Origin of the sequence: Streptomyces sp. NBC_01689 (genome assembly GCF_036250675.1) — a bacterium.
Taxonomy (GTDB): Bacteria; Actinomycetota; Actinomycetes; order Streptomycetales; family Streptomycetaceae; genus Streptomyces.
Genome location: NZ_CP109592.1, coordinates 3,596,076 through 3,619,967, shown reverse-complemented (window position 1 = coordinate 3,619,967; position 23,892 = coordinate 3,596,076). Strand labels below are relative to the sequence as shown.

Here is a 23,892-nt window from a genome sequence, read left to right as displayed (position 1 = left end):
AGGGTCTCGGACGTCGATCCGTAGCCAACGCCCCCACCCGAGCCCAGGAGACCTGCTGGTGAGTGAAGCGCGCCGGGGGCTCGCCGAAACCCTGAGCCACATCGATTCCCTCCTCGGGGACGGGCGGAGCCGTGAGGACGTGCTCGACGTCGGACGGCTCTCCCTCGACAGCGGTGTCCCGCGAGATGTCGTCGAGGCGCTCCTGGAGGGCGGGGAACCGCCGGCGGAGGACATCACCGACCGGATCGTCCGTCGCTTCGGTCATCTGCGGGAGACGCGACTCCGGCCGGACGGCTCGCGGCACTCCTACGAGGAGATCGCCGCCGCCTTCGGAGCCTCCCGGGCGTCCCTCTCGAACCTCGTCAACAGCCGCCGGAGGACGGCCGGACGGGGAGCGGAGCAGCGGCCGGGGCGCTCCGGCGGCCCACTGGCGTCCACCCAGGCGGGCATCGAGAAGTTCTATTTCGGGCAGCCCAACGGCTGGCTCTCCGCGGAGCCGGAGACCGCGCTCGACGACGCCCTCCAGCCCGTGCTGCGCGGCCTGGAGGAACAGGCCGCCGATCCGATGGCCCGCCTGCGCCACGCGCACGGTCTGCGCAGGCTCGCCGCGCGTGCACCCCAACTGGCCGAGGAGGAGATCCAGTTGGTGACCGACTGGATCGACACCATCCTGGAACGCAGAAGGGCACAGGACGCACAGGACGCACAGGGTGGGCAGGGCGTGCGGGGGCGGGGCGTGCAACGCGCGCAGGAGCAGGGCGCGCCGACGCCGGAGGCCGACGCGCCGCCCCGCGACGTGCGCTGACCGGCGGGCCCCAGGGGGGTGATCCACCGCGCAAGGGACGGCCAGACCGGCGCAAGTCCTCTTTGATCGGCACTTCGGGCCCAGCAACTTGTTGCGCCGGACAGAGCCTGATCTGGCCGCGGGGGCGGCTGGTTTGGCATATTTGCGTGCAGGGCGGCGGACTCCGGGCCCGGACGTGCACGCAGAGGTTCGCGGGGAGGACAGTGCGTACAGGCAGAGCCAGGGAGATGCGGCACCTGATCCGGCGGCTGACCGGCGGACTGGCCCTGCCCGTCCCCGCGGACCCCGACGCGCTCTTCGCCGCGCTGACGGCCAGGGTCGCCGAGATGAGAGGCCGTCAGATCGTGCTCCTCAAGGAGGAGTTCCCGCACGGCACGGCCACGGGCCTGTGGCTCGAACTGCCCGAGCAGGACGTCGTCGTGGTCGACCGGCGGGCCGCTCCCGTCCACCAGCTGGCGATCCTGTGCCACGAGATCTGGCACATGACCCAGGGCGACTGCGGGCACCACACGTCGGGGTCCCGGGTCGCCGCGCGGGTGCTGAGCGACCGGGCCGATCTGCCGCGGGCGGTGGGGGCCGTGGCCGCGCGCACCGAGTTCAACGAGCGTTCGGAACAGGACGCGGAGACCTTCGCCCTGCGGGCGGTGACGCGGCTGCGGGTCTGGCTCGAGGGAGAGGCCGACGGCCTCGCCACGGACCGGACCCGGATCGCCGGCCGGATCACCGCGTCCCTGGGACACCACCGGTCCAAGGGCTGAGCCGTGGGCGCCTCGACCTACTACATACCCGCGCTCGCCCTGTGGGCCGGACTCGCCTCCAAGCTGCCCGACCTGGTGAGGTCCTGGCGCGACCCGCTGGTCCGCTGGGTCTGCTGGGTGATCTTCCTCGGAGGCGCCGGCTTCGCCTTCGCCGCCCCGCCCACCGTCGCCGCCGTGAACAGGACGAGCGGCGTCCCGAACCTGGCCGCCCTCCTGGTCTACGCCGTCGTCAGCGCCTACAGCGCCTCCTGCCTCGTGCTCATCCTGCACTGGCGGGGTGGTCCGGCCGACCACGTGCGCCGGCTCGCGCGGCGCTGGCAGACCGGCTACGCCCTGGTGATCGTCCTGCTGGCCCTCCTCTTCGTGCGGGGCGGCGCCCCCGTCGAGCGGCGGACGGATTTCGACACCTACTACGCGACCACGCCGTGGACCGGGCAGATGATCGTGCTGTATCTGCTCGGCCACATGACCGCCGCGGTCGCCACCACGGTGCTGTGCTGGCGCTGGGCGATCCAGGTGCACGGATGGCTGCGGGCCGGCCTGTGGCTGCTCGTGGCCGGCTGGCTGCTGAACCTGTCCTTCAGCACGCTGAAGCTGACCGCGGTGGTGGCCCGGTGGGCGGGCCGGGACCTGGACGTGTTGAGCACCGTCCTGGCACCCGGCCTCGTGGGCCTCGCCGCCACCGTCGCCACCGTCGGCTTCACGCTGCCGCTGTACGGCCCGCGACTGGTCGCCGCCGGGCGGGCGGTGGTGACCCTGAGACGGCTCGGACCGCTGTGGCGCGAACTCAGCAGCGCCTCCCCCAGGCCGCTCGCCGCGCCGATCCCCTGGTACTCGTCCTGCGCCGTACGCCTCACCCGGCGTGAGGCGGGCATCCAGGACGGTCTGAACCTGGTCCGCCCGCACCTCGACGGGCGGGTCCGGGCCGACGCGCAGAGCACGGCCCGCGCCGCGGGGTACGGGGCGGAGGACGCCTTCCGCATCGGCCTCGCGGCGATGATCGCCGCCGCGGTCCGCGCCCATGTCGACCGCGCGCCCGCGGGCCGGACGGCCGGCGCCCAGGACAGCGCGGGCTTCGCGTCGCGTGCCACCCTGGTGGGCGTGGCGCGCGCGTTGCGCACGTCCCCGGTCGTCGGGGCGGCCCGCACCGCCGCCCCGGCGCCCGTGACGGCGGACGACGAGAGAACCCCCCGGTGACCCCCCGGCCCGTCACGTCCCCGCGGGGGTTGCCGCCCGCGGTGCCGCGGCCCGCGTCGCGGCCGCCCGGCGGCCGCCCGGAAGGCGGGCGGGGCTAGTGGACAGCGGTGTCGTCTTCTACGTCCCCGGCGTGCTGTTGCTGCTGGCCGGTGTGCTGAAGCTGTCGGGCGGCGACGGGGTCTGGCGCGATCCGCTGGTCGCCTCCAGCGCCGGCATCCTGCTCGTCGGCTCCGCGGTGTGCGTTCTGTCCGCCCCGCCCACGATCCGGTTCGTCAACGACGCGACGGGTGTCGCGAACTTCAGCGCTCCCCTGGTGTACACGGGGATGACGGCGCTCAGCGCGGGCTATCTGGTCCTGATGACCCGGTGGAGGGGCGGCCCGCCGGAGCGCCGGCGGCGTGCCGACCGCCTCGTGCTCGGGCTCTACGGGCCGGCCGTCGTCGGGATCTGGGTGCTGTTCGCCCTGGCCGACGTTCCGGTGGAACGGGCCCGGGACCTGGACACGTACTACGCGAACACGCCCTACATGCGCGAAATGATCCTGCTCTACCTGGTCGCGCACACGGCCGCCACCGGCGCCCTCGCGTCCATGGGCGTGGGCTGGCTGCGGGAGGTGCGCGGGGTGACCCGCACCGGACTGGTCCTGATCGTCGTCGGGCTGGCTTTCGACGCCTGCTACCAGATCGCCAAGTACACCGCCATGGCCGCCCGTTGGCAGGGCGTCGACTGGGATTTCCTGTCCACCGACGTCTCGCCCCCGCTGGTCATGCTCGCCGGGATCACCGTGGCCTGCGGCTTCGCCGTCCCCCGGGTCGCCCCGCCGGCGGCGGCCAATCTGCGCGCCTGGCGGCGCCACCGGCTCCTCAGGCCTCTGTGGACGGAGCTGCACGCGTTGCGCGGGCCGGCGGAGGGGGTCGTCCGCTGGTGGGATCCGCCCGTCGTGCGGCTGGCCCGTCAGGAGATCGCCATCTGGGACGGTGTGCTGGCCTGTTCGCCGTACCTCGACGATCACGTGCGCACGACCGCGTACGCCGAGGCCCTGGCCCAGCTCACCGCGGCCGGGCCCGCCGCCGGGAGAGCCCTCCCGGCGGCGTTCGCCCGAGCGGTCGGCGGCCGCTTCCGTACGGCACCGCGGGCGCCGTCGGCGGACGCGGACGCGGGGCCGCCCCCGCACGTCGTGGACCGGGCCGCGGTCGTGGCCGACGCGGCGATGCTGGCCGCCGGCGTACAGGCGTCCCGCGCGGGTGGCGCCGGGCCCCCGGCGCGGGTCGGGACGCTGCGGTCCGCGGAGACGCCGCATCAGATGGTCCGTCTGTCGGACGCGCTCTCGACGTCGCCGATCGTGGCGGAGGCCCGCCGGCGGGCGGGCGCCCGGACGGCCGCCGCCCATGACTGACGTGCGCGAGGGCGCCGCCGCACCCGGGGCGCCGCCCCGGCCGGTACCTCCCCGGGCCGGGTCCGCCCTACGGCTCCACCCGCCGAGGGCCACGGGACAGCACCCGGGCGGACCACCCCCGGGCGGACCGGCGCACCGCGCCGCCCGGCGGTGACCCCCGGCATCTCCGCCCACGGAAGATCGAAACGCCCCTCGGCGGGGAAGCCTTCGGCCGGACCTGTCCGCCGCACCGGTGCGGCTGGACCCGTCACACCCCGGTGAGCGGCCGGCCCCGGACCACTCCGCTCGCAGCCGCGACAGGGTGTCGCGCATGATGCGGGGTGGTGTGCGGCGGGCGAGGTCCGCCGTCCGCTCCGGCCCCGCGACAGAAGAGAGATCCGTACATGCCCGACAGCGCCGCTTCCCGCCGTACCGCCGTGGTCATCGGAGGGGGCATGACGGGCATGCTCGCGGCGGCCGTCCTCGCCGAGCACGCCGACGTCACCCTGGTCGAACGCGACGTCCTGCCGGACGGTCCGCACCCGCGCAAGGGGCTGCCGCAGGCCCGGCACGCCCACGTGCTGTGGTCCGGCGGGGTCAAGGCACTGGAGGAACTGCTGCCGGGGGTCGTCGACGAACTCGTCGGCCGGGGCGCCCGGCGAAGCCGGATCATGACCGACCTGGTCTCCAAGGCGCCGTCGGGCCAGTGGTTCCGCCGCTTCCACCACGCCCGCCACATCAGCCTCCTCTGCAGCCGGGATCTGCTCGACTCCGTGGTCCGTGCCCGGGTGCTGGCGGACCGGCGCGTCTCACTGCGGCAGCGCACCGAAGTCCTGTCCCTGGAGGGCGACTCCGGGCGGGTGTCCGGAGTCCGCATACGCACGGGGGACACCCATGCCACCCTCGCCGCCGATCTGGTCGTCGACGCCGGCGGCCGCGGCAGCCGGGCCCCCGCCTGGCTGCGGAGCCTGGGCCTCCCGCCCGTGGCCGAACGCACAGTCGACGCGGGCGTCGGCTACGCCAGCCGGATCTACCGAGCTCCGGGCACCACCGCCGACGGGTTCCCGATCGTCAACGTCCAGGCCGATCCGCGCCGGAACCCCGGCAGGGGCGGCATCATCACGCCCATCGAGGGCGGCCGCTGGCTGGTCACCCTCGCGGGGACCCGCGGCGGCCGGCCCAGCGCGAAGAACGAGGAGTTCGTCCCCTTCGCGCTCGGGCTGCCGCACCCCGTCATCGGCGAACTCCTCGCGGGGGCCGAGCCCGAGACGGACGTCGTCACCACCCGCAGCACGGCCAACAAGCGGCGCTACTACGAGAAGGCCGCCCGCTGGCCCGACGGGTTCGCCGTCCTCGGCGAGGCGGTCGCCGGTTACAACCCGGTCTACGGTCACGGACTGAGTGCCGCGGCGCAGAGCGTCGTCGCCCTGCGCGACGTCCTGCGACGCCACGGCCTTCTCGCTCCCGGCACGTCCCGGCGCATCCAGCGAGCCGCGGCCCGCCCGGTCGAGAACGCGTGGAACCTGGCGGTGGGCCAGGACGTGTTCTACCCGGGCGCCAGCGATCAGCCCCCCACCCGGCTGGAGAAGAACCTCGCGGCCTTCGTGGACAGGGCCGTCGACGCCGGCTCGCGCAACCCGCACGCCCTGCGCATCCTGCTGGACGTGATGAGCATGGAGAAACCCCCTGCCCGGCTGCTCATGCCCGACATGCTGGCCCTGGTCTACCTCGGCCGGAAGAAGCCCCCGCTGGACGGGCCGCCCCTGACCGAGCGCGAGCGCGCGGCCGCCACCGCCTGAGTCCGCCTTCCCGAGCGGCGCGGGACATCAGCCGACGGCCGGATTCCGGGGGGACCCTCTCAGCACTCGATGATGTTGACCGCGAGCCCGCCCCGCGCCGTCTCCTTGTACTTGACGCTCATGTCCGCGCCGGTCTCCTTCATGGTCTTGATGACCTTGTCGAGGGAGACCTTGTGGGAACCGTCCCCGCGCATCGCCATCTTCGCCGCGGTGACCGCCTTGACCGCGGCCATGCCGTTGCGCTCGATGCAGGGGATCTGGACCAGGCCGCCGACCGGGTCGCAGGTGAGGCCGAGGTTGTGCTCCATACCGATCTCGGCGGCGTTCTCGACCTGCTCGGGGGAGCCGCCCAGCACCTCGGCGAGGGCGCCCGCCGCCATCGAGCAGGCGGAGCCGACCTCGCCCTGGCAGCCGACCTCGGCGCCCGAGATGGACGCGTTCTCCTTGAAGAGCATGCCGATCGCGCCCGCGGCGAGCAGGAAGCGGACCACGCCGTCCTCGTCCGCGCCGGGGACGAAGTTGATGTAGTAGTGCAGCACCGCGGGGATGATGCCCGCGGCCCCGTTGGTGGGGGCGGTGACGACCCGGCCGCCGGCCGCGTTCTCCTCGTTGACCGCCATCGCGTAGAGGGTGATCCACTCCATGGCGTGGGCCAGCGGGTCGCCCTCGGCGCGCAGCTGGCGGGCCGAGACGGCGGCCCGGCGCCGTACCCGCAGACCGCCGGGGAGGATGCCCTCGCGGGACATGCCGCGCGAGACGCACGCCTGCATCACGCGCCAGATGGCGAGGAGGCCCTCGCGGATCTCCTCCTCGGTGCGCCAGGCCCGCTCGTTCTCCAGCATCAGGGCCGAGATCGACAGCCCGGTCTCCCGGGTCAGCCGCAGCAGCTCGTCGCCGGTGCGGAAGGGGTATTTCAGGACGGTGTCGTCCAGCTTGATGCGGTCCTCGCCCACCGCGTCCTCGTCGACCACGAAGCCGCCGCCGACGGAGTAGTACGTCTTCTCCAGCACGAGGTCGCCGGTGGCGCCGTACGCGAAGATCGTCATCCCGTTCGCGTGGTACGGGAGCGCCTTGCGCCGGTGCAGGACCAGGTCGTCGTCGAAGGAGAAGGGGATCTCGTGCTCGCCGAGCAGGCTGATGCGGCCCGAGGACCTGATCTCCTCGACGCGCTCGTCGGCGCCCTCGACGTCCACCGTCCGCGGCGAGGCGCCCTCCAGGCCGAGCAGCACCGCCTTCGGGGTGCCGTGACCGTGTCCGGTGGCGCCCAGCGAGCCGTACAGCTCCGCCCGGACCGAGGCCACGGCGGGCAGCAGGTCCTCGTTGCGCAGCCGGTGGGCGAACATACGTGCCGCGCGCATCGGGCCCACCGTGTGGGAGCTGGACGGGCCGATGCCGATCGAGAACAGGTCGAAGACCGAGATGGCCACGGGAACTCCTCGCAAACGGGGTGGTGCATGGGGTGGGCGCCGCACACACCTGTGATTCCAGTGTGCGCGGCGCCCCGGTGAATCGTACGTTCCGTGCGAACTACTTCAGGCCGGGGTACAGCGGGTGCTTGTCGGCCAGAGCGGACACCCGGGCCTTGAGGGCGTCCGCGTCGTAGACCGGCTTCAGCGCCTCGGCGATGATGTCCGCGACCTCGGCGAAGTCCTCGGCCTGGAAGCCGCGGGTGGCCAGGGCGGGCGTGCCGATGCGCAGACCCGAGGTCACCATCGGGGGCCGCGGGTCGTTCGGGATCGCGTTCCGGTTGACCGTGATGCCGAGCTCGTGCAGCCGGTCCTCGGCCTGCTGCCCGTCCAGCGCGGAGTTGCGCAGGTCGACCAGGACCAGGTGCACCTCCGTGCCGCCCGACAGGACCGAGACGCCGTGCTCGGTGACGTCGGCCCGCACCAGACGTTCGGCGAGGATCCGCGCACCGTCGAGCGTACGCTGCTGGCGCTCCTTGAAGTCGTCGGTGGCGGCGACCTTGAAGGAGACCGCCTTCGCGGCGATCACATGCTCCAGCGGACCGCCCTGCTGACCGGGGAAGACCGCGGAGTTGATCTTCTTGGCCAGTTCGGCGGTGGAGAGGATCACACCGCCGCGCGGGCCGCCCAGCGTCTTGTGGGTGGTCGTGGTGACGACGTGGGCGTGCGGCACCGGGTTCGGGTGCAGCCCCGCGGCCACCAGGCCGGCGAAGTGCGCCATGTCGACCATGAGGTACGCGCCGACCTCGTCGGCGATGCGGCGGAACTCGGCGAAGTCCAGCTGCCGCGGGTAGGCGGACCAGCCGGCCACGATCAGCTTCGGCCGGGACTCCTTGGCGAGGCGCTCGACCTCGGCCATGTCGACCTGACCCGACTCCTCGTCCACGTGGTACGCGACCACGTCGTAGAGCTTGCCGGAGAAGTTGATCTTCATGCCGTGGGTCAGGTGCCCGCCGTGCGCGAGGTTCAGGCCCATGATCGTGTCGCCCGGCTTGAGCAGCGCGAACATCGCGGCCGCGTTGGCCTGGGCGCCCGAGTGCGGCTGCACGTTCGCGTGCTCGGCGCCGAACAGCGCCTTGACCCGGTCGATGGCGATCTGCTCGACGACGTCCACGTGCTCGCAGCCGCCGTAGTAACGGCGGCCCGGGTAGCCCTCGGCGTACTTGTTGGTCAGGACCGAGCCCTGGGCCTCCATGACCGCGACCGGAGCGAAGTTCTCCGAGGCGATCATCTCCAGCGTGGACTGCTGGCGGTGCAGCTCGGCGTCGAGGGCGGCCGCGACGTCCGGGTCCAGCTCGTGCAGGGGCGTGTTCAGAAGCGACATGCGGTGGCTCCTCAGCCGGCGGTGAAGGCGGTGTACTCGTCGGCGGACATCAGGTCGTCCGGCTCGTCCGTGACGCGTACCTTGAACAGCCAGCCGCCCTCGAAGGGCGCGGAGTTGACCAGCGACGGGTCGTCCACGACGTCCTGGTTGGCCTCCACGATCTCGCCGGTGACCGGCGCGTACAGGTCGCTGACCGACTTGGTCGACTCCAGCTCGCCGCAGGACTCGCCCGCGGTCACCGTGTCACCGACCTCCGGAAGCTGGGCGTAGACGACATCGCCGAGCGCGTTGGCCGCGAACTCGGTGATGCCGACCGTCGAGACGCCGTCCTCGGCGGCCGACAGCCATTCGTGCTCCTTGCTGTAGCGCAGCTGCTGGGGGTTGCTCATGGCCTGAATTCTCCTGTACGCGGGGGAGTGCTGATGAACGGGTACGGACGGGGTGCGGGGTGTCCCGGGACGAGGGACGGCCAAGGGACAGGGGACAGGCCGCGACGGGGTACGTCACGCCGACGCGCCCGGACCCCGGCGGACCTACTTCTGACGCTTGTAGAACGGCAGGGCCACGACCTCGTACGGTTCGTGGCTGCCCCGGATGTCCACGCCGACACCGGACGTGCCCGGTGCGGCGTGCGCGGCGTCGACGTAGGCCATGGCGATCGGCCGGCCCAGCGTCGGGGAGGGAGCGCCGGACGTGACCTCGCCGACGGCCACGCCGTCCGCGACGACGGCGAACCCGGCGCGCGGGACCCGGCGGCCCTCGGCGACGAGCCCGACGAGCACCCGCGGGGGGTTCGCGGCGGCGCGTGCGGCGGCGGCCTCCAGGGCCTCACGGCCCACGAAGTCGCCCTCCTTCTCGAACTTGACGACCCGTCCGAGCCCCGCGTCGAAGGGGGTGAGCGAGGTGGTCAGCTCGTGCCCGTACAGCGGCATGCCCGCCTCCAGGCGCAGCGTGTCGCGGCAGGACAGACCGCACGGAACCAGCCCGGCGGGCGCGCCCGCCTCGGTCAGCGCCTGCCACAGCTTCTCGGCGTCGGACGGCGCCACGAAGAGCTCGAAGCCGTCCTCGCCCGTGTAGCCGGTGCGCGCGATCAGCGCCGGGACGCCCGCGACCGTCCCCGGCAGGCCCGCGTAGTACTTCAGGCCGTCCAGGTCGGCGTCGGTGAGCGACTTGAGGATGCCGGGGGACACGGGACCCTGGATCGCGAGCAGCGCGTAGGCGTCCCGGTCGTCGCGGACCTCGGCGTCGAATCCGGCGGCGCGCTCGGCCAGCGCGTCGAGGACGACCTGCGCGTTGGAGGCGTTGGCGACGACCATGTACTCGGTCTCGGCCAGCCGGTAGACGATCAGGTCGTCGAGGATGCCGCCGTCCGCCCGGCAGATCATGGTGTAGCGGGCGCGGCCCACGCCGACCGAGGCGATGTTGCCGACCAGCGCGTGGTTCAGCAGCGCGGCCGCCTGCGGGCCGGTGACCGTGATCTCGCCCATGTGCGAGAGGTCGAAGAGACCGGCCCGGGTACGGACGGCGACGTGCTCGTCGCGTTCCGAGCCGTACCGCAGGGGCATGTCCCAGCCCGCGAAGTCGGTCATCGTCGCGCCCAGCGAGCGATGCAGGGCATCGAGCGCGGTACGACGGGGTGCGTTACTGCTCATCGGTAGGGCTCCCAAGGCATGACGGCGAGGTCGTTCCTCCCCATCTGTCATCGGAACCTGAGAGGTTCATCACGACCCCGCGAACGGAGGTCACGACTTGCACCTTGGGTGGAGCCACCGGTCAGCGGCCCGCTTTTCAGATGTGCCTCGCCCGCGCGGTAACGGGGCCTGAGAGATTCAAGGGAGGGACTTGCTCCTTCGGCGTCCCGGCGGAACGTGCGTCACACGGAGGTGTGCACGTCACCGGGAACTCTCCCGCGCGGATTCAAGCGGCCGGTATGCAGTTGGCGGGCACATCATTGCACGCGCCGTCCGATGACGGCAGTCCGGATCTGTGACCGGCCTGTGGCAGTCCGAACACGGAAAACGGAACCACCGCGCATTACCTTCTCTTTACACTCGACGGGGATGGGACTCCACACCCAAGGGGAGGACGATCACGGTGAACAGGACCAGGGCGTACGCGGCGACCTCGGCGCTCGCGCTGCCGCGCCGGCCGGGAACCGCGGCGCGGGAGGCGTGCGGCGCGCTTCCGGCGGCCGTCGTGCGCGACCTCAGGGAGCGGGCCGGACACAGCCCGCACGGCCTGTACTTCGGCACGGCGGACCTGGTGGTGGTCACCGGACTGCCGGGCAGCGGCAAATCCACCCTGATGCGCCGCGCGGTCGCGGGCCGGCGCGTGGACTCCCAGGACACCCGCGACCGCTGGGAAGCCCGGCTGGCCCGCCGCCTCCCGTACGCGGTCTACCGCCCCCTCGTCCGTCTCGCGCACTACGCGGGCCTGCGCCGCACGCTGCGCTCCGGCACCGGCGTGGTCGTGCACGACTGCGGCACACAGGCCTGGGTGCGCCGCTGGCTCGCCAGGGAGGCCCGCCGTCGCGGCGGCACCCTGCACCTGCTGCTCCTCGACGTCACGCCCGGCACGGCGCTGGAGGGCCAGCGCGAGCGCGGCCGGGGCGTCTCGCGGTACGCGTTCGCGCGTCACCGGGGCGCGCTGAGCCGGCTCCTGCGCTCGGTCGAGCGGGGCGAACTGCCGGAAGGCTGCGGCTCGGCGGTGCTCCTCGACCGCACGGCTGCGAACGTGCTGCGCCGGATCGACTTCGGCGGCTGAGGGCCCGGCGGTGAGGGGGCGCGGCAGGCCGCGGACGCGTCGCGCCGGGGCGGCTCGTACGGGCGCGCGGGCCACCCCGGCGCAAGGGCGTACCGAAGCTCGTGCAGGAGAACGGGACATCGTCGTACGAGAGGGTCGTAGGCGCCCACTAACCTTTCCAGCCGGAACACCACAGCGGAACAGCGCACCAGCACACCAGGACACCGGAACACCGGAACACCGGATCAGCGGTTCACAGCAGGCGGTAGACAGATGGACTTCCCCGACTTCCCGGCACCAGCACACCCGCACCCCCACCCGCACGGCGGCTGGCCGGGCAACGAACTCGAGGAGGTGCTCTCCGCCTCCCTCGGGGTGCCCTCGGCGGGCGGCCGCATCGTCGAGGTCCTCGGCCGCAGCTTCGTCTGGGTGCCGCTGCCCAACGGCGGCGGTCCGCACGCCGGCCCCCTCGACCTGCCCACGCTGGAGATCGAGGGCCAGGCCTACGTGCCGGTCTTCAGCTCCGAGGAGCAGTTCCGCCAGGTCGTCGGCAGCCATCTGTCGTTCACCATCGCGCCCGCCGTCGAGTTCGCCCGCGGGCTCCCCCCGCAGGTCGGCGTCGCGATCAACCCGGGCGGCGTGGTGGGGGTCCCGCTGCCGCCCCTGGCGGTGGCCGAACTGTGCCGCGCCGGGCGCACCGCGCTGGACGGCCCGGCGAGCGGCGGCCGGGTGAAACTCTTCGAACCCGACTGGCAGGACGACCCGGTGGACTTCCTCGCCGCGGCCTCGGCGGAGTTCGCCGCGACCGGCGTGGTGCTGACCGCGCGCCGCTGTCTGGCCAGCATCGAGGGCGACGACCCGCTGATGTTCATCGGGGTCGAGGTGGTCGGCTGGGAGGGCGACGCGCAGACGCCGCCGCTGGAGGCGCTCGGCCGCGCCCTCGGCCGGGTGCCGGTGGACCGGCCGGTGAACATGGTGTTCCTCGACGTCGCGCAGGACCCGGTGGGGGAGTGGATGCGCGCGAACGTGCGCCCGTTCTACCAACAGGGCTACTGACGCGGCGGAGACCTCCCGTGCCGTGCGTCAAGTCGCTGTCAGGATCGCCGCTTAAGCTGGTTTCATGGCTCGGTCGGGGTGTGGACGCGGTGTCGACGGACCCCGGCCACCGGTGTCGGTGGCGTAATGAGTGAGTTCATCGTGATTTCTTCGCGAAGGGGCGATTGAGGGTGAGTGCGTCGGGCACGGCCGCGGCCGGGCAGGTCGAGCACATGCTGCGCCAGGTGACGCCCGGGCGTTTCGACGCCTACGAGGCGCTCCTTCGCGCGCTCGCGACCCCGTCGTCCGGCCAGGTGTGGATGCTCCTCTGGCACGGCCAGGGCGGCTCCCCCGACGCCCAGTACGGGAACATGGAGGTGGGCGGCTTCGGTTACGCGCCGTGCGTCACCTCCGCCCAGGAGCTCTCGGCCAGCGGCTGGAACAGGTCGTACGAGGTCGTCGACGGTCTCGACGTGGCCCGCACCCTCTACCCCGACCACTTCGGCCTGTGGCTCAATCCGCACGCCCCGGGCGGCGGGGTCGGCATCCCCTGGCTGGATCTGCGCCGAATCGCCGCCGGCCTGGAGCGACAGCCCGCGGGCCCGCTCAGACTCTCCGAACCCGGCATCGAGATCCCGCAGTTCTACGCCCTGCTCACGCAGAACGCGCATCGCACGCCCGCCGTCCGGTCGTTGCGGCGGACCTGGGTGCAGCCCGCGTTCGGGGCGCCTTATCTGGCCATCGGGCTCGACGTCTACGACACCTCGCCGGCCGCGGTCGACTCGGTGCGGGCGATGATGCAGCAGTCGATCGGCGCGGTCCCGGACGGGCTGCCCGTGTCGACCGTCGCGATGTCCGACGAGTACGACCCGGTGGCGATGTGGCTGCGCGCCAACGCGCGCCCGTTCTACGACCGCGAGGCCCACGCGGGCCAGGCGCAGGCGCCGGTGGCCGGCGGCTACGGGTACCCGCCGGCGCGGGGTGCCTACTGAGGACGTCTTCGGACGGACAGTGAAGGACTGTCACGGGTTCTTCACCGGAGATTCGGCATGTCTTCGCGCGTAGATGGCAAGGGATCGTCCGGTTAGCGCCCGTATTCGCCGGGACCGCACCAACTGCCCCGTGTCCGACACCCGTTACCCACCGTCCGGATAACGGAACACCTCGAATGGCATCACGTTTAGGCATCCATTCACCGTCAGGTCTGGCTACAGATCGCCGACGCGTTGAAGACTCCCGCTCCAGGGGGTTTAGCCCCTGTGTACGACGGACTGATCACGCCGCTACGAGCGGCACGTGTGGGCCGGCTACCGCCGGTTGAGAGGGGTCCCTGCCAGATGACGGCACCATTGCACGAGCCGACCGCGGAGGCGGCCCCGAGTGCGACCGAGGAAGCGGCGGCTGCCACCGCCGGCGAGAAGGTCGTGCAGGGACGTTCCCTGGGCCGGATCGCCTGGGAACGCCTGAAGAGGGACAAGCTCGCCCTGACCGGCGGCATCGTCGTGCTCGTCCTCATCGTGGTCGCCCTGCTCGCGCCAGTGATCACCCACTTGCTCGGCCAGGACCCGGACACCTTCAACGAGAAGCTGATCGACCCTCTGTTCGGCACTCCCACCGGGTCGTTGGGAGGTATCAGCGGTGACCACCTGCTGGGCGTCGAGCCCGTCAACGGCCGCGACATCCTCGCCCGCATCCTCTACGGTGCCCGCGTCTCGCTCCTCGTGGGCTTCCTCTCCGCGGTCGTCGCCGTCGTCCTCGGCACCGTCCTCGGCATCCTCGCGGGCTTCTTCGGCGGCTGGGTCGACTCGCTCATCAGCCGCGTGATGGACGGCCTCCTGGCCTTCCCGCAGCTGCTGTTCACGATCGCCCTCGTCTCGGTGATGCCGAACAACATGCTGGGCCTGTCGGGCTCCAACGTGCGTGTGTTCGTGATGATCCTGGTCATCGGGTTCTTCGGCTGGCCCTACATCGGACGCGTGGTGCGCGGCCAGACGCTCTCGATGCGCGAGCGCGAGTACGTCGAGGCCGCCCGATCGCTGGGCGCCGGGCGCTTCTACATCCTGTTCAAGGAACTGCTGCCCAACCTGGTCGCACCGATCATCGTCTACACCACGATGATGATCCCCACGAACATCCTGACCGAGGCGGCACTCAGCTTCCTGGGCGTGGGCGTCAAGCCGCCCACCTCGTCCTGGGGACAGATGCTGTCCAGCGCGATCGACTACTACGAGTCCGACCCCATGTACATGGTGGTCCCCGGTGTGGCGATCTTCATCACCGTCCTTGCCTTCAACCTCTTCGGCGACGGCGTGCGTGACGCGCTGGACCCGAAGGCTTCCCGCTGAGCCGCCACACCCCAAGCGTCCCGTGGCACTGACACGGGGTCTCTCATCAAATCCGGAGGATCCGAGATCGTGACTACCCAACGCACCTCAGGGCGGCGTAAGCAGGCCTTTGCCGCCGCTGCTGCGGTCGCCGCACTGCTGACCACGGCGGCGTGCGGCGGCAGTGGCAGCGACGACAACGGTGGTTCGAAGGCCGGCGCCGCCGGCTTCGACGCCGCGAACAACAAGGTCGCCCAGGCTTCCCTGGCCAAGAAGGGCGGCACGCTGCGCTTCGGCGGTGCCCAGGACGCGGACTCGTGGGACACCACGCGCGGCTACTACGGCTTCATGTGGAACTTCGCGCGCTACTACAGCCGTCAGCTGGTCACGGGCAAGACGGAGCCGGGCAAGGCCGGCGCCGAGCTGACCCCGGACCTCGCCACCGGTCTCGCGAAGGTCACGGACGACGGCAAGACCTACACGTACACCCTGCGTGACGGCGTCACGTGGGAGGACGGCAAGCCGATCACGTCCAAGGACGTCAAGTACGGCATCGAGCGCGTCTGGGCGCAGGACGTCCTCTCCGGCGGCCCGACGTACCTGAAGGACTTCCTGGACCCGAAGGGCGAGTACAAGGGCCCCTACAAGGACAAGTCCGCGGACAAGCTCGGTCTGAAGGCGATCACCACGCCGGACGACAAGACGGTCGTCTTCCACCTGCCGAAGGCCAACTCGGACTTCGAGGAGGTGCTGGGTCTGGTCTCGGCCTCCCCGGTCCGCCAGGACATGGACACCAAGTCCAAGTACGGCCTGAAGCCGTTCTCCTCCGGCCCGTACAAGTTCGCGTCCTACAGCCCCGGCAAGAGCCTGACGCTGGAGCGCAACGCCCAGTGGAAGCAGTCCTCGGACCCGATCCGCAAGGCGTACCCGGACAAGATCACCGTTCAGTTCTTCTCGGACGCCAACCAGCTCGACCAGCGTCTGCTCAACGGTGACCTGGACCTGGACATCAACCAGACCGGCATGTCGCCGCAGGGCCGCACCACCGCCCTGAAGCAGCACAAGGCCAACCTGGACAACCCGGTCTCCGGCTACATCCGTTACGCGACCTTCCCGCAGAGCGTGAAGCCGTTCGACAACGCCGACTGCCGCAAGGCCGTCATCCTCGGCGCGGACCACGTCTCGCTGCAGACCGCCCGTGGTGGCCCGGTCGCCGGTGGTGACATCGGCACCAACATGCTCCCGCCGTCCGTCCCGGGCTCCGAGGGCCAGAAGTACGACCCGTACAAGATCGCCGGCGCGAACAAGAACGGCAACGTCGAGGAGGCCAAGGCGGCTCTGAAGGCGTGCGGCAAGCCGAACGGCTTCTCCACCACCATCGCGGTGCGCAACAACAAGCCGGTCGAGGTGGCCACGGCCCAGTCGCTCCAGGCGTCGCTGAAGAAGATCGGCATCAACGCCCAGATCGACCAGTTCGACGGCGCGCAGACCACCGGCATCATCGGCAGCCCCTCGAACGTCCAGAAGAAGGGCTACGGCATCATCATCATGGGCTGGGGCCCGGACTTCCCGACCGTCCAGGGCTTCGGTCTGCCGCTGTGGGACAGCAAGTACATCGTTCCGAGCGGTAACAACAACTTCGCCCTGATCAAGGACAAGGCCATCGACGGCCTGTTCTCGAAGTACGTCACCACGCTGGACAACGCCGGCAAGACCCAGATCTCGACCGAGATCAACCACAAGGTCATGGAGGGCGCGTACTACCTGCCCTTCACCTTCGAGAAGTTCATCAACTGGCGCAGCGACAACCTCGCGAACGTCTACACGTCGGACAACTACAGCGGCATGTACGACTTCGTGAACCTCGGTCTGAAGTCCGCGAAGTAATCCCGGCACACCCGCCGTACGGCACGAAAGGCAGGTGAAGGCCGGCGCGGCGTGGTCGCGGGCCACCGGATGATCTCCGGTGGCCCGCGGCCCCGCGGCGGGCCGTAAGCTGTGCTCGCTTACCTGATCAGGCGGCTGTTCGCCGCCGCAGTGATGCTGGTGGTCATCGTCATGGTGGTCTTCGGCATCTTCTTCCTCGTCCCCAAGTGGGCGGGCGTGGACATCGCCTCGAGCTTCGTGGGCAAGCAGGCCGACCCGGCCGCTGTCGAGGCCGTACGGCAGAAGCTGGGCCTGAGCGACCCGATCTACTCCCAGGTCTGGGAGTTCTTCAAGGGCATCTTCGCCGGACGCACCTACTCGGGCGGCGGCGACGTCACCCACTGCGCCGCGCCCTGCTTCGGCTACTCCTTCCGCAGCGAGCAGGCCGTCTGGCCGGTGCTCACCGACCGCTTCCCGGTGACCCTGGGGCTCGCCCTCGGTGCCGCCGTGCTGTGGCTCGTCTTCGGTGTCGCGGCCGGTGTGCTCTCCGCGCTCAAGCGGGGCACCATCTGGGACCGCGGCGCGATGGTCGTCGCCCTGGCGGGTGTCTCCCTCCCGATCTACTTCACCGGTCTGCTCAGCCTGGCGATCTTCGCCTTCGGGCTGAAATGGATCAACGCGCAGTACGTGCCGTTCGACCAGAGCATCGGCGGCTGGTTCGGCGGCATGATCCTGCCCTGGATCACCCTCGCGTTCCTCTACGCCGCGATGTACGCCCGGATCACCCGCGCCACCATGCTGGAGATCCTCGGTGAGGACTACATCCGCACGGCACGCGCCAAGGGCCTCAAGGAGCAGGTCGTCATCGGCAAGCACGCCATGCGCTCCACGATGACCCCCATCCTCACCATGCTCGGCATGGACCTCGGCGCCCTCATCGGCGGCGCCATCCTGACGGAGTCGACGTTCAACCTGCCCGGCCTCGGCCGCGCGGTGCTCGACGCCATCCGGAACCAGGACCTGCCGATCATCCTGGGCGTCACTCTGATCACCTCTCTCGCGGTGCTCCTCGCCAACCTCGTGGTGGACGTCCTGTACGCCGTGATCGACCCCCGAGTGAGGCTGTCATGACCGAACTCAGCAAGAGCGGAGCGGTGGCCGAGCCCGTCATGGACTCGCCCGCGCCCTCCGCCTTCCTCGAAGTGCGCGACCTGAAGGTGCACTTCCCGACCGACGACGGCCTGGTCAAGTCCGTCGACGGGCTCAGCTTCCAGCTGGAGAAGGGCAAGACCCTCGGCATCGTGGGCGAGTCGGGCTCCGGCAAGTCGGTGACCTCGCTCGGCATCATGGGTCTGCACACCGCCGGCCAGTACGGCAAGCGCAAGGCGCAGATCTCCGGCGAGATCTGGCTGAACGGCACCGAGCTGCTGTCCGCCGACCCGGACCACGTGCGCAAGCTGCGGGGCCGCGAGATGGCGATGATCTTCCAGGATCCGCTGTCGGCGCTGCACCCGTACTACACGATCGGCCAGCAGATCGTGGAGGCGTACCGCATCCACCACAAGGTGGACAAGAAGACGGCGAAGCGCCGCGCGGTCGAGATGCTCGACCGCGTGGGCATCCCGCAGCCGGACAAGCGTGTGGACAGCTACCCGCACGAGTTCTCCGGCGGTATGCGCCAGCGCGCGATGATCGCGATGTCGCTCGTCAACAACCCCGAACTGCTGATCGCGGACGAGCCGACGACCGCCCTGGACGTGACCGTCCAGGCGCAGATCCTCGACCTGATCCGGGACCTGCAGAAGGAGTTCGGCTCCGCGGTCATCGTCATCACCCACGACCTGGGCGTCGTCGCCGAACTCGCCGACGACATCCTGGTGATGTACGGCGGCCGGTGCATCGAGCGTGGCCCCGCCGAGAAGGTGTTCTACGAGCCCCGGCACCCCTACACCTGGGGACTGCTCGGCTCGATGCCGCGCCTCGACCGTGAGCAGACCGAACGCCTCATCCCGGTGAAGGGCTCCCCGCCCTCGCTGATCAACATCCCGTCCGGGTGCGCCTTCAACCCGCGCTGCCCGTACGCGGACGTTCCCAAGGACAACGTGACCCGCACGGTCCGTCCCGAGCTGACCGAGGTCGGCGGACGGCACTGGGCCGCCTGCCACATGACCCAGGAGCAGCGGGAACGCATCTGGATCGAAGAGATTGCGCCGAAGCTGTGAGCGAGAAAGCCAAGGACGCGGAAGTGACCATTCCCGCACAGGCACAGGACGAAGGCGGCGCCACCCTCACCAAGGACGCCGCTCCCGGCGACGTCCTGCTGAAGGTGACCGGACTGCAGAAGCACTTCCCCATCCGCAAGGGCCTGCTGCAGCGTCAGGTGGGTGCCGTGCGCGCCGTCGACGGCCTCGACTTCGAGGTCCGTTCCGGGGAGACCCTGGGCGTCGTGGGCGAGTCCGGCTGTGGCAAGTCGACGATGGGCCGGCTCATCACCCGGCTGCTCGAACCGACCGCCGGCACGGTCGAGTTCGAGGGCAAGGACATCACGCACCTCGGTGTGGGCGGCATGCGCCCGATGCGCCGTGACGTCCAGATGATCTTCCAGGACCCGTACTCGTCGCTCAACCCCCGCCACACGATCGGCACGATCATCAGCGCGCCGTTCAAGCTGCAGGGTGTGACCCCCGAGGGTGGTGTCCGGAAGGAGGTCCAGCGACTGCTGTCGGTCGTCGGCCTCAACCCCGAGCACTACAACCGCTACCCGCACGAGTTCTCCGGCGGCCAGCGCCAGCGCATCGGCATCGCCCGCGCGCTCGCGCTCAACCCGAAGCTGGTCGTCGCGGACGAGCCGGTGTCGGCGCTGGACGTGTCCATCCAGGCGCAGGTCGTCAACCTCCTCGACGATCTGCAGCAGGAGCTCGGCCTCACGTACGTGATCATCGCGCACGACCTGTCGGTCGTCCGGCACGTCTCGGACCGGATCGCGGTGATGTACCTCGGCAAGATCGTGGAACTCGCCGACCGCGACTCGCTCTACTCGGCGCCGATGCACCCGTACACCAAGGCCCTGATGTCCGCGGTGCCGATCCCGGACCCGAAGCGCCGGAACGCCAAGAGCGAGCGGATCCTGCTCACGGGCGACGTGCCCTCGCCGATCGCGCCGCCGACCGGCTGCCGCTTCCACACGCGGTGCTGGAAGGCCACGGAGATCTGCAAGACGACCGAGCCGCCGCTCCTGGAGCTGAAGCCCGGCCAGCGGGTCGCCTGCCACCATCCGGAGAACTTCGAGGACCAGGCGCCGCAGGACACGGTGCTGCTGACCGTCGCGAAGCGCGCCGCCGAGTTCGTGGCCGACGAGGTGCTGGCGGAGTCGGCGGAGACGTCGGCGGCGGTGGCCGCGGAACTGCAGCCCACCGAGACCCCCGCCGCGGCCCCGGCCGAGGAGTCCGCGGAGGAGACCACGGAGGCCGCCGCCGAGGAGTCCGCCGAGGCCCCGGCCGAGGAGTCTGCAGCGGTCGTGTCCGAGGAGTCCGCCGCGGTCGTGTCCGAGGAGCGCTCCGAGACGGCCGCCGCCGAGGAGCCGGACGCGCCGAAGGCATCGGGAGCCGACACCGAGAAGTAGTCGGACCCCGCGCCCGGAGCGGCGCCCGTACGCCGAGAACCGTGCCCCGGTGACCAGAGATCTGGTGACCGGGGCACGGTTCTTCCGTCGCGGGAGGTCCTCCGGGATCCGGAAGCCGGCCGTCAGGAGTCAACCGGCGAGTGGGCCGTGACGATTTAGCAAAGTCATGAACATGACCGGAGGGGAGCGTGCAGAGTCTCGCGTGTCCTTCTGATCAGGAGCGATCAGAACACGTACGAAAGGGACGCTCATGGCACTCTCCCGTTCGGCACGTTTAGGAGCCCTCGCGACCGCGGCGGCGTCCTTCCTCGTCATCGCCGCCTCCTCCGCCCCGAAACCCGGCGCCGACGGCATCGGTGACACCTACTTCCCCCAGCTCGGCAACGGCGGTTTCGACGCCCGCCACTACGACCTGGACGTGGCGTACAACCCGGACACCGACCGTCTCGACGGGCGTACGACGCTCACGGCCCGCGCCACCCAGAACCTCTCCTCCTTCGACCTGGACCTGCAGAAGCTGGAGGTCACGAAGGTCGAGGTGAACGGCAGACGGGCCGGTTTCACCCGCACGGGAGACGAGATCCGCGTCACCCCGCACGGCCCGCTGTCCAAGGGCCGGACCTTCACGGTGACCGTCACCTACGGCGGCGTCCCCGAGGCGCTGAACGGTCCCATCGTCTTCGGTTCGGACTACGGATGGATGAAGACCGCCGACGGCGTCTTCGTCGCCTGTGAGCCGAACGCCGCCTCCACCTGGTTCCCGTCCAGCGACCACCCCTCCGACAAGGCCACGTACGACATCCGTATCAAGGCTCCCAAGGGCCTCACCGGTGTCTCCAACGGGCGCCTGGTCTCGACGTACGACAAGGGCGGCAGCACCGTCACGCACTGGCGCGAGAGCCGGCCCATGGCGACCTACCTCGCCACCGCGACGATCGGGAAGTTCGACGTGAGGTCGGGGAGGACCCCGGCCGGCACGCCGATCTACGTCGCGATCGACCCGGTGCTCGCCAACAGCAACAGTGTCGACGTGTACGCGGTGACGGCCGCGGCGACCGACTACTGGTCGCAGATCTTCGGTCCGTATCCCTTCGAGGAGACCGGCGCGATCGTCGACGACATGCCGGAGGCCGGGTTCTCGCTGGAGGTGCAGTCCAAGCCCGCGTACTCCGCCGTCCGCTCCGAGTCGACCATCGTGCACGAGCTGGCGCACCAGTGGTTCGGGGACTCGGTCTCGGTCGAGCGCTGGAAGGACATCTGGCTCAACGAGGGCTTCGCGACCTACGCCCAGTGGCTGTGGTCCGAGCACCAGGGCGTCCGCTCGGCGCACGACTCGTTCCTCGCCGGGTACGACTCGCGGCCCGCGGACTCGTCCTTCTGGCAGACGGTCGTCGCCGATCCGCAGCGGGACACCATGTTCGCCTCGGCGGTCTACCAGCGCGGCGCGATGACGCTCCAGATGCTGCGCGAGCGGATCGGCGACACCGCGTTCTTCAAGCTGCTGCCCGCCTGGACCAAGCAGCACCGCTACGGCAACGCGAACACGGCCGACTTCATCCGGCTCGCGGAGAAGATCTCCGGGAAGCAGCTCGACGATCTCTTCCAGACCTGGCTCTTCACCCCCGGGAAACCTTCTCTCTAGGCCTCCGTTTGCTGTTTAGGCCTTTCTTTGTAAGGTGCAGTCCCTGCGGCAGGTAAGAATGTAGGGGTGCTTCAGCAACTTTTCAGTCCCTCCGTCCAGCACACGCTCGACCTGATCGGCATCTTCGTCTTCGCGATCTCGGGTGCCCTGCTGGCCGTACGCAAGAACTTCGACGTGTTCGGCATCGCCGTCCTCGCCGAGGTCACCGCGCTGGGCGGAGGGCTGTTGCGCGACGTCGTCATCGGAGCCGTGCCGCCGGCCGCGTTCACCGACCTCGGCTACTTCCTCACCCCGCTGCTGGCCGCGCTGCTGGTCTTCTTCCTGCACCCCGAGGTGGAGCGCATCCAGGTCGCGGTGAACGTGTTCGACGCGGCCGGACTCGGTCTGTTCTGCGTCGCGGGCACGACGAAGGCGTACGAGTACGGTCTCGGCCTGACCTCGTCCGCCGCCCTCGGGCTGGCCACCGCGGTCGGCGGCGGTGTGCTGCGTGACGTGCTCGCCAACGAGGTGCCCTCGCTGCTGCGCTGGGACCGCGATCTCTACGCGGTCCCCGCCATCGTGGGCGCCACCATGGTCGCCCTGTGCATCCGCTACGACGCGCTGACCCCCTTCACCAGCGGGCTCGCGGTGGTCACGGCCTTCGTGCTGCGGCTTCTCGCGATGCGGTACCACTGGCGAGCTCCGCGCGCCTGGAACCGCCGTTCGACGGCGACGGAGGCGGAGACCCCTTAGCCCGGACGCCGGGGTCGATCTGCCGGGTCAGCCAGCGGAAGACCTCGGTCACCTGCGGGCGCCACAGGGCCATGTTGTGGCCTCCGGCGCTGCGCGGCAGCAGTACCACCTCCACGGTGGTCGGCGGTTTCGCGATCCGCCGGAGCGCGGCACCCGCCTCGTAGCCGTCGTGCACCTCGCCCGAGTAGTAGAGCGCGACGCGGGGCGGGACGCGGTGGGCGCGCAGCAGCAGGAGGGGGTTGTTGCGGCGGCGCAGACCCGCGTCGTGCGCGGGCAGCGAGTCGCGTTCGCCGATCGGGTCGTTGTACCCGGACATGCTGACCGCCGCCCGGTAGCGGTCGGGGTGGGCGACGGCGAGCTTGGTCGCGCAGTGCGCCCCGGCCGAGTAGCCGGCGACGCCCCAGCCGTCCGGCGCGGCCTCGGCGCGGAAGTTGTCCGTCACCATCTTCGGCACGTCGATGCTGAGCCAGGTGTCGGCGTTCACCCTGCCGGGGACGTTCGCGCAGCCGGTGTCGGCCTTGGCCAGCAGGGTCGTCCGCGGCGCCACCAGGATGAAGGGCGCGACCCGCCCGTCCCGCATCAGCGGCAGCAGTTGTTCGTGGACCTTCAGTGAGCCGAACCAGGCCTTGGCCGAGCCCGGATAGCCGGGCAGGAGTTCGACGACGGGGAACCTGCGGTCGCGGTACGCGGGCTCGTCGTACTGCGGCGGCAGCCAGACGTAGACCTCGGCGTTCACCCCCGACACCTGGCCGTGCAGCTGGGTGACGCGCACCCCGCCCGCCCGGTGCATGGCGGGGCCGTCCGCCGCCGTGAACGTCTGGCGGATCCTGGGCAGGTCCCGCACCGAGATACCGCCGGTGCCGTCGGCGCCCAGGTCGGCGGCCGCCTGCACGTGGTTGCCCGTGCCGAGGAGGTCGGACCAGTTGTCGTAGAGGCTGTTGGCGTTGTTCACGAGCACGAAGACGAGGGTGACGGCGGTGCCCTGGGCGAACAGCAGCATCAGCATGCGGGCCGTGCTGCGCAGGAAGGCGGGGCCGGGGACGCGCGACCACAGGACGAGGGGGAGGGCGAGGGCGACCACGACCAGGGCGATCGCGGTGAGGAGGAACGACGTTCCGGTGAGGTTCACGGTCTGTGCGGCTCTTCCTGTGACGGCCAAGACGGGCGTGACGGGCGTGACGGGCTGGATCGGGCTCGGCGGCTGC

The 23,892-nt window shown here is 70.8% G+C and carries 20 protein-coding genes and 2 riboswitches; of the genes, 15 read left to right on the top strand and 5 right to left on the bottom strand.

Features of this window, described 5'->3' with window-relative positions:
• Window positions 1-58: 58 nt before the first annotated feature.
• From OG776_RS15165 to OG776_RS15145, 5 genes are all read left to right on the top strand, one after another.
• Window positions 59-805: a hypothetical protein gene (locus OG776_RS15165; RefSeq protein ID WP_329321115.1), complete on the top strand. Its 747-nt coding sequence runs from the start codon at window positions 59-61 to the stop codon at window positions 803-805.
• 203 nt (window positions 806-1,008) lie between these two features.
• Window positions 1,009-1,563: a toxin-antitoxin system, toxin component gene (locus OG776_RS15160; protein WP_329321113.1), complete on the top strand. Its 555-nt coding sequence runs from the start codon at window positions 1,009-1,011 to the stop codon at window positions 1,561-1,563.
• A 3-nt stretch (window positions 1,564-1,566) separates the two neighbouring features.
• Entirely contained in the window at window positions 1,567-2,760 is a 1,194-nt protein-coding gene (locus OG776_RS15155; RefSeq protein ID WP_148010563.1) for an MAB_1171c family putative transporter, read from the top strand.
• Window positions 2,761-2,857: 97 nt separating this feature from the next.
• Entirely contained in the window at window positions 2,858-4,156 is a 1,299-nt protein-coding gene (locus OG776_RS15150) for a DUF6545 domain-containing protein (RefSeq protein ID WP_148010564.1), read from the top strand.
• A 383-nt stretch (window positions 4,157-4,539) separates the two neighbouring features.
• The gene (locus OG776_RS15145) at window positions 4,540-5,934 is read left to right on the top strand and encodes an FAD-dependent oxidoreductase (protein WP_329321110.1); all 1,395 of its coding nucleotides are present in this window, start codon (window positions 4,540-4,542) and stop codon (window positions 5,932-5,934) included.
• 59 nt (window positions 5,935-5,993) lie between these two features.
• Here OG776_RS15145 and OG776_RS15140 read toward each other — a convergent pair whose 3' ends face one another.
• From OG776_RS15140 to gcvT, 4 genes are all read right to left on the bottom strand, one after another.
• Window positions 5,994-7,361 (bottom strand): L-serine ammonia-lyase, encoded by a 1,368-nt coding sequence (locus tag OG776_RS15140; RefSeq protein ID WP_148010566.1) that lies wholly within the window; start codon window positions 7,359-7,361, stop codon window positions 5,994-5,996.
• 100 nt (window positions 7,362-7,461) lie between these two features.
• Window positions 7,462-8,724: a serine hydroxymethyltransferase gene (glyA, locus tag OG776_RS15135; protein ID WP_148010567.1), complete on the bottom strand. Its 1,263-nt coding sequence runs from the start codon at window positions 8,722-8,724 to the stop codon at window positions 7,462-7,464.
• 11 nt (window positions 8,725-8,735) lie between these two features.
• Window positions 8,736-9,113, bottom strand: a complete 378-nt coding sequence (gene gcvH / locus OG776_RS15130) for a glycine cleavage system protein GcvH (protein WP_148010568.1) — start codon at window positions 9,111-9,113, stop codon at window positions 8,736-8,738.
• A 144-nt stretch (window positions 9,114-9,257) separates the two neighbouring features.
• Window positions 9,258-10,376: a glycine cleavage system aminomethyltransferase GcvT gene (gcvT, locus tag OG776_RS15125; RefSeq protein ID WP_329321106.1), complete on the bottom strand. Its 1,119-nt coding sequence runs from the start codon at window positions 10,374-10,376 to the stop codon at window positions 9,258-9,260.
• Window positions 10,377-10,410: 34 nt separating this feature from the next.
• A riboswitch (glycine riboswitch) is annotated at window positions 10,411-10,522 on the bottom strand.
• Window positions 10,523-10,644: riboswitch (glycine riboswitch) on the bottom strand.
• A 174-nt stretch (window positions 10,645-10,818) separates the two neighbouring features.
• Between gcvT and OG776_RS15120 the strand changes: the two genes are divergently transcribed.
• The 10 genes from OG776_RS15120 (at window position 10,819) to OG776_RS15075 (ending at window position 22,687) form a co-directional block, all read left to right on the top strand.
• A complete protein-coding gene (locus OG776_RS15120) occupies window positions 10,819-11,487 on the top strand; it encodes an AAA family ATPase (RefSeq protein WP_384962257.1) in 669 nt (222 codons plus the stop codon).
• A gap of 252 nt (window positions 11,488-11,739) precedes the next feature.
• Window positions 11,740-12,522, top strand: a complete 783-nt coding sequence (locus tag OG776_RS15115; protein ID WP_148010570.1) for an enhanced serine sensitivity protein SseB — start codon at window positions 11,740-11,742, stop codon at window positions 12,520-12,522.
• A gap of 170 nt (window positions 12,523-12,692) precedes the next feature.
• Window positions 12,693-13,493, top strand: coding sequence for an enhanced serine sensitivity protein SseB C-terminal domain-containing protein (locus OG776_RS15110; protein WP_148010571.1), 801 nt, complete (start codon window positions 12,693-12,695; stop codon window positions 13,491-13,493).
• Between the two features lie 345 nt (window positions 13,494-13,838).
• Complete coding sequence (locus OG776_RS15105) at window positions 13,839-14,846, top strand: ABC transporter permease (RefSeq protein ID WP_148010572.1); 1,008 nt, start codon at window positions 13,839-13,841, stop codon at window positions 14,844-14,846.
• Window positions 14,847-14,915: 69 nt separating this feature from the next.
• A complete protein-coding gene (locus OG776_RS15100) occupies window positions 14,916-16,712 on the top strand; it encodes an ABC transporter substrate-binding protein (RefSeq protein ID WP_148010573.1) in 1,797 nt (598 codons plus the stop codon).
• Window positions 16,713-16,823: 111 nt separating this feature from the next.
• Entirely contained in the window at window positions 16,824-17,822 is a 999-nt protein-coding gene (locus tag OG776_RS15095) for an ABC transporter permease (RefSeq protein WP_148010574.1), read from the top strand.
• A complete protein-coding gene (locus OG776_RS15090; protein WP_148010575.1) occupies window positions 17,819-18,913 on the top strand; it encodes an ABC transporter ATP-binding protein in 1,095 nt (364 codons plus the stop codon). Before OG776_RS15095 ends, OG776_RS15090 begins: the two co-directional genes overlap by 4 nt.
• 23 nt (window positions 18,914-18,936) lie before the next feature.
• Window positions 18,937-20,313, top strand: a complete 1,377-nt coding sequence (locus tag OG776_RS15085) for an ABC transporter ATP-binding protein (RefSeq protein WP_329321103.1) — start codon at window positions 18,937-18,939, stop codon at window positions 20,311-20,313.
• Window positions 20,314-20,563: 250 nt separating this feature from the next.
• Complete coding sequence (locus OG776_RS15080; protein WP_148010576.1) at window positions 20,564-21,955, top strand: M1 family metallopeptidase; 1,392 nt, start codon at window positions 20,564-20,566, stop codon at window positions 21,953-21,955.
• Between the two features lie 66 nt (window positions 21,956-22,021).
• Complete coding sequence (locus tag OG776_RS15075) at window positions 22,022-22,687, top strand: trimeric intracellular cation channel family protein (protein WP_148010577.1); 666 nt, start codon at window positions 22,022-22,024, stop codon at window positions 22,685-22,687.
• On the opposite strand, the gene OG776_RS15070 is transcribed toward OG776_RS15075, so the two are convergent.
• On the bottom strand, window positions 22,587-23,816 hold the full coding sequence (locus OG776_RS15070) for an alpha/beta hydrolase (RefSeq protein WP_329321098.1): 1,230 nt from the start codon (window positions 23,814-23,816) through the stop codon (window positions 22,587-22,589). The two genes, OG776_RS15075 and OG776_RS15070, sit on opposite strands and share 101 nt — an antisense overlap.
• Between the last annotated feature and the right edge of the window lie 76 nt (window positions 23,817-23,892).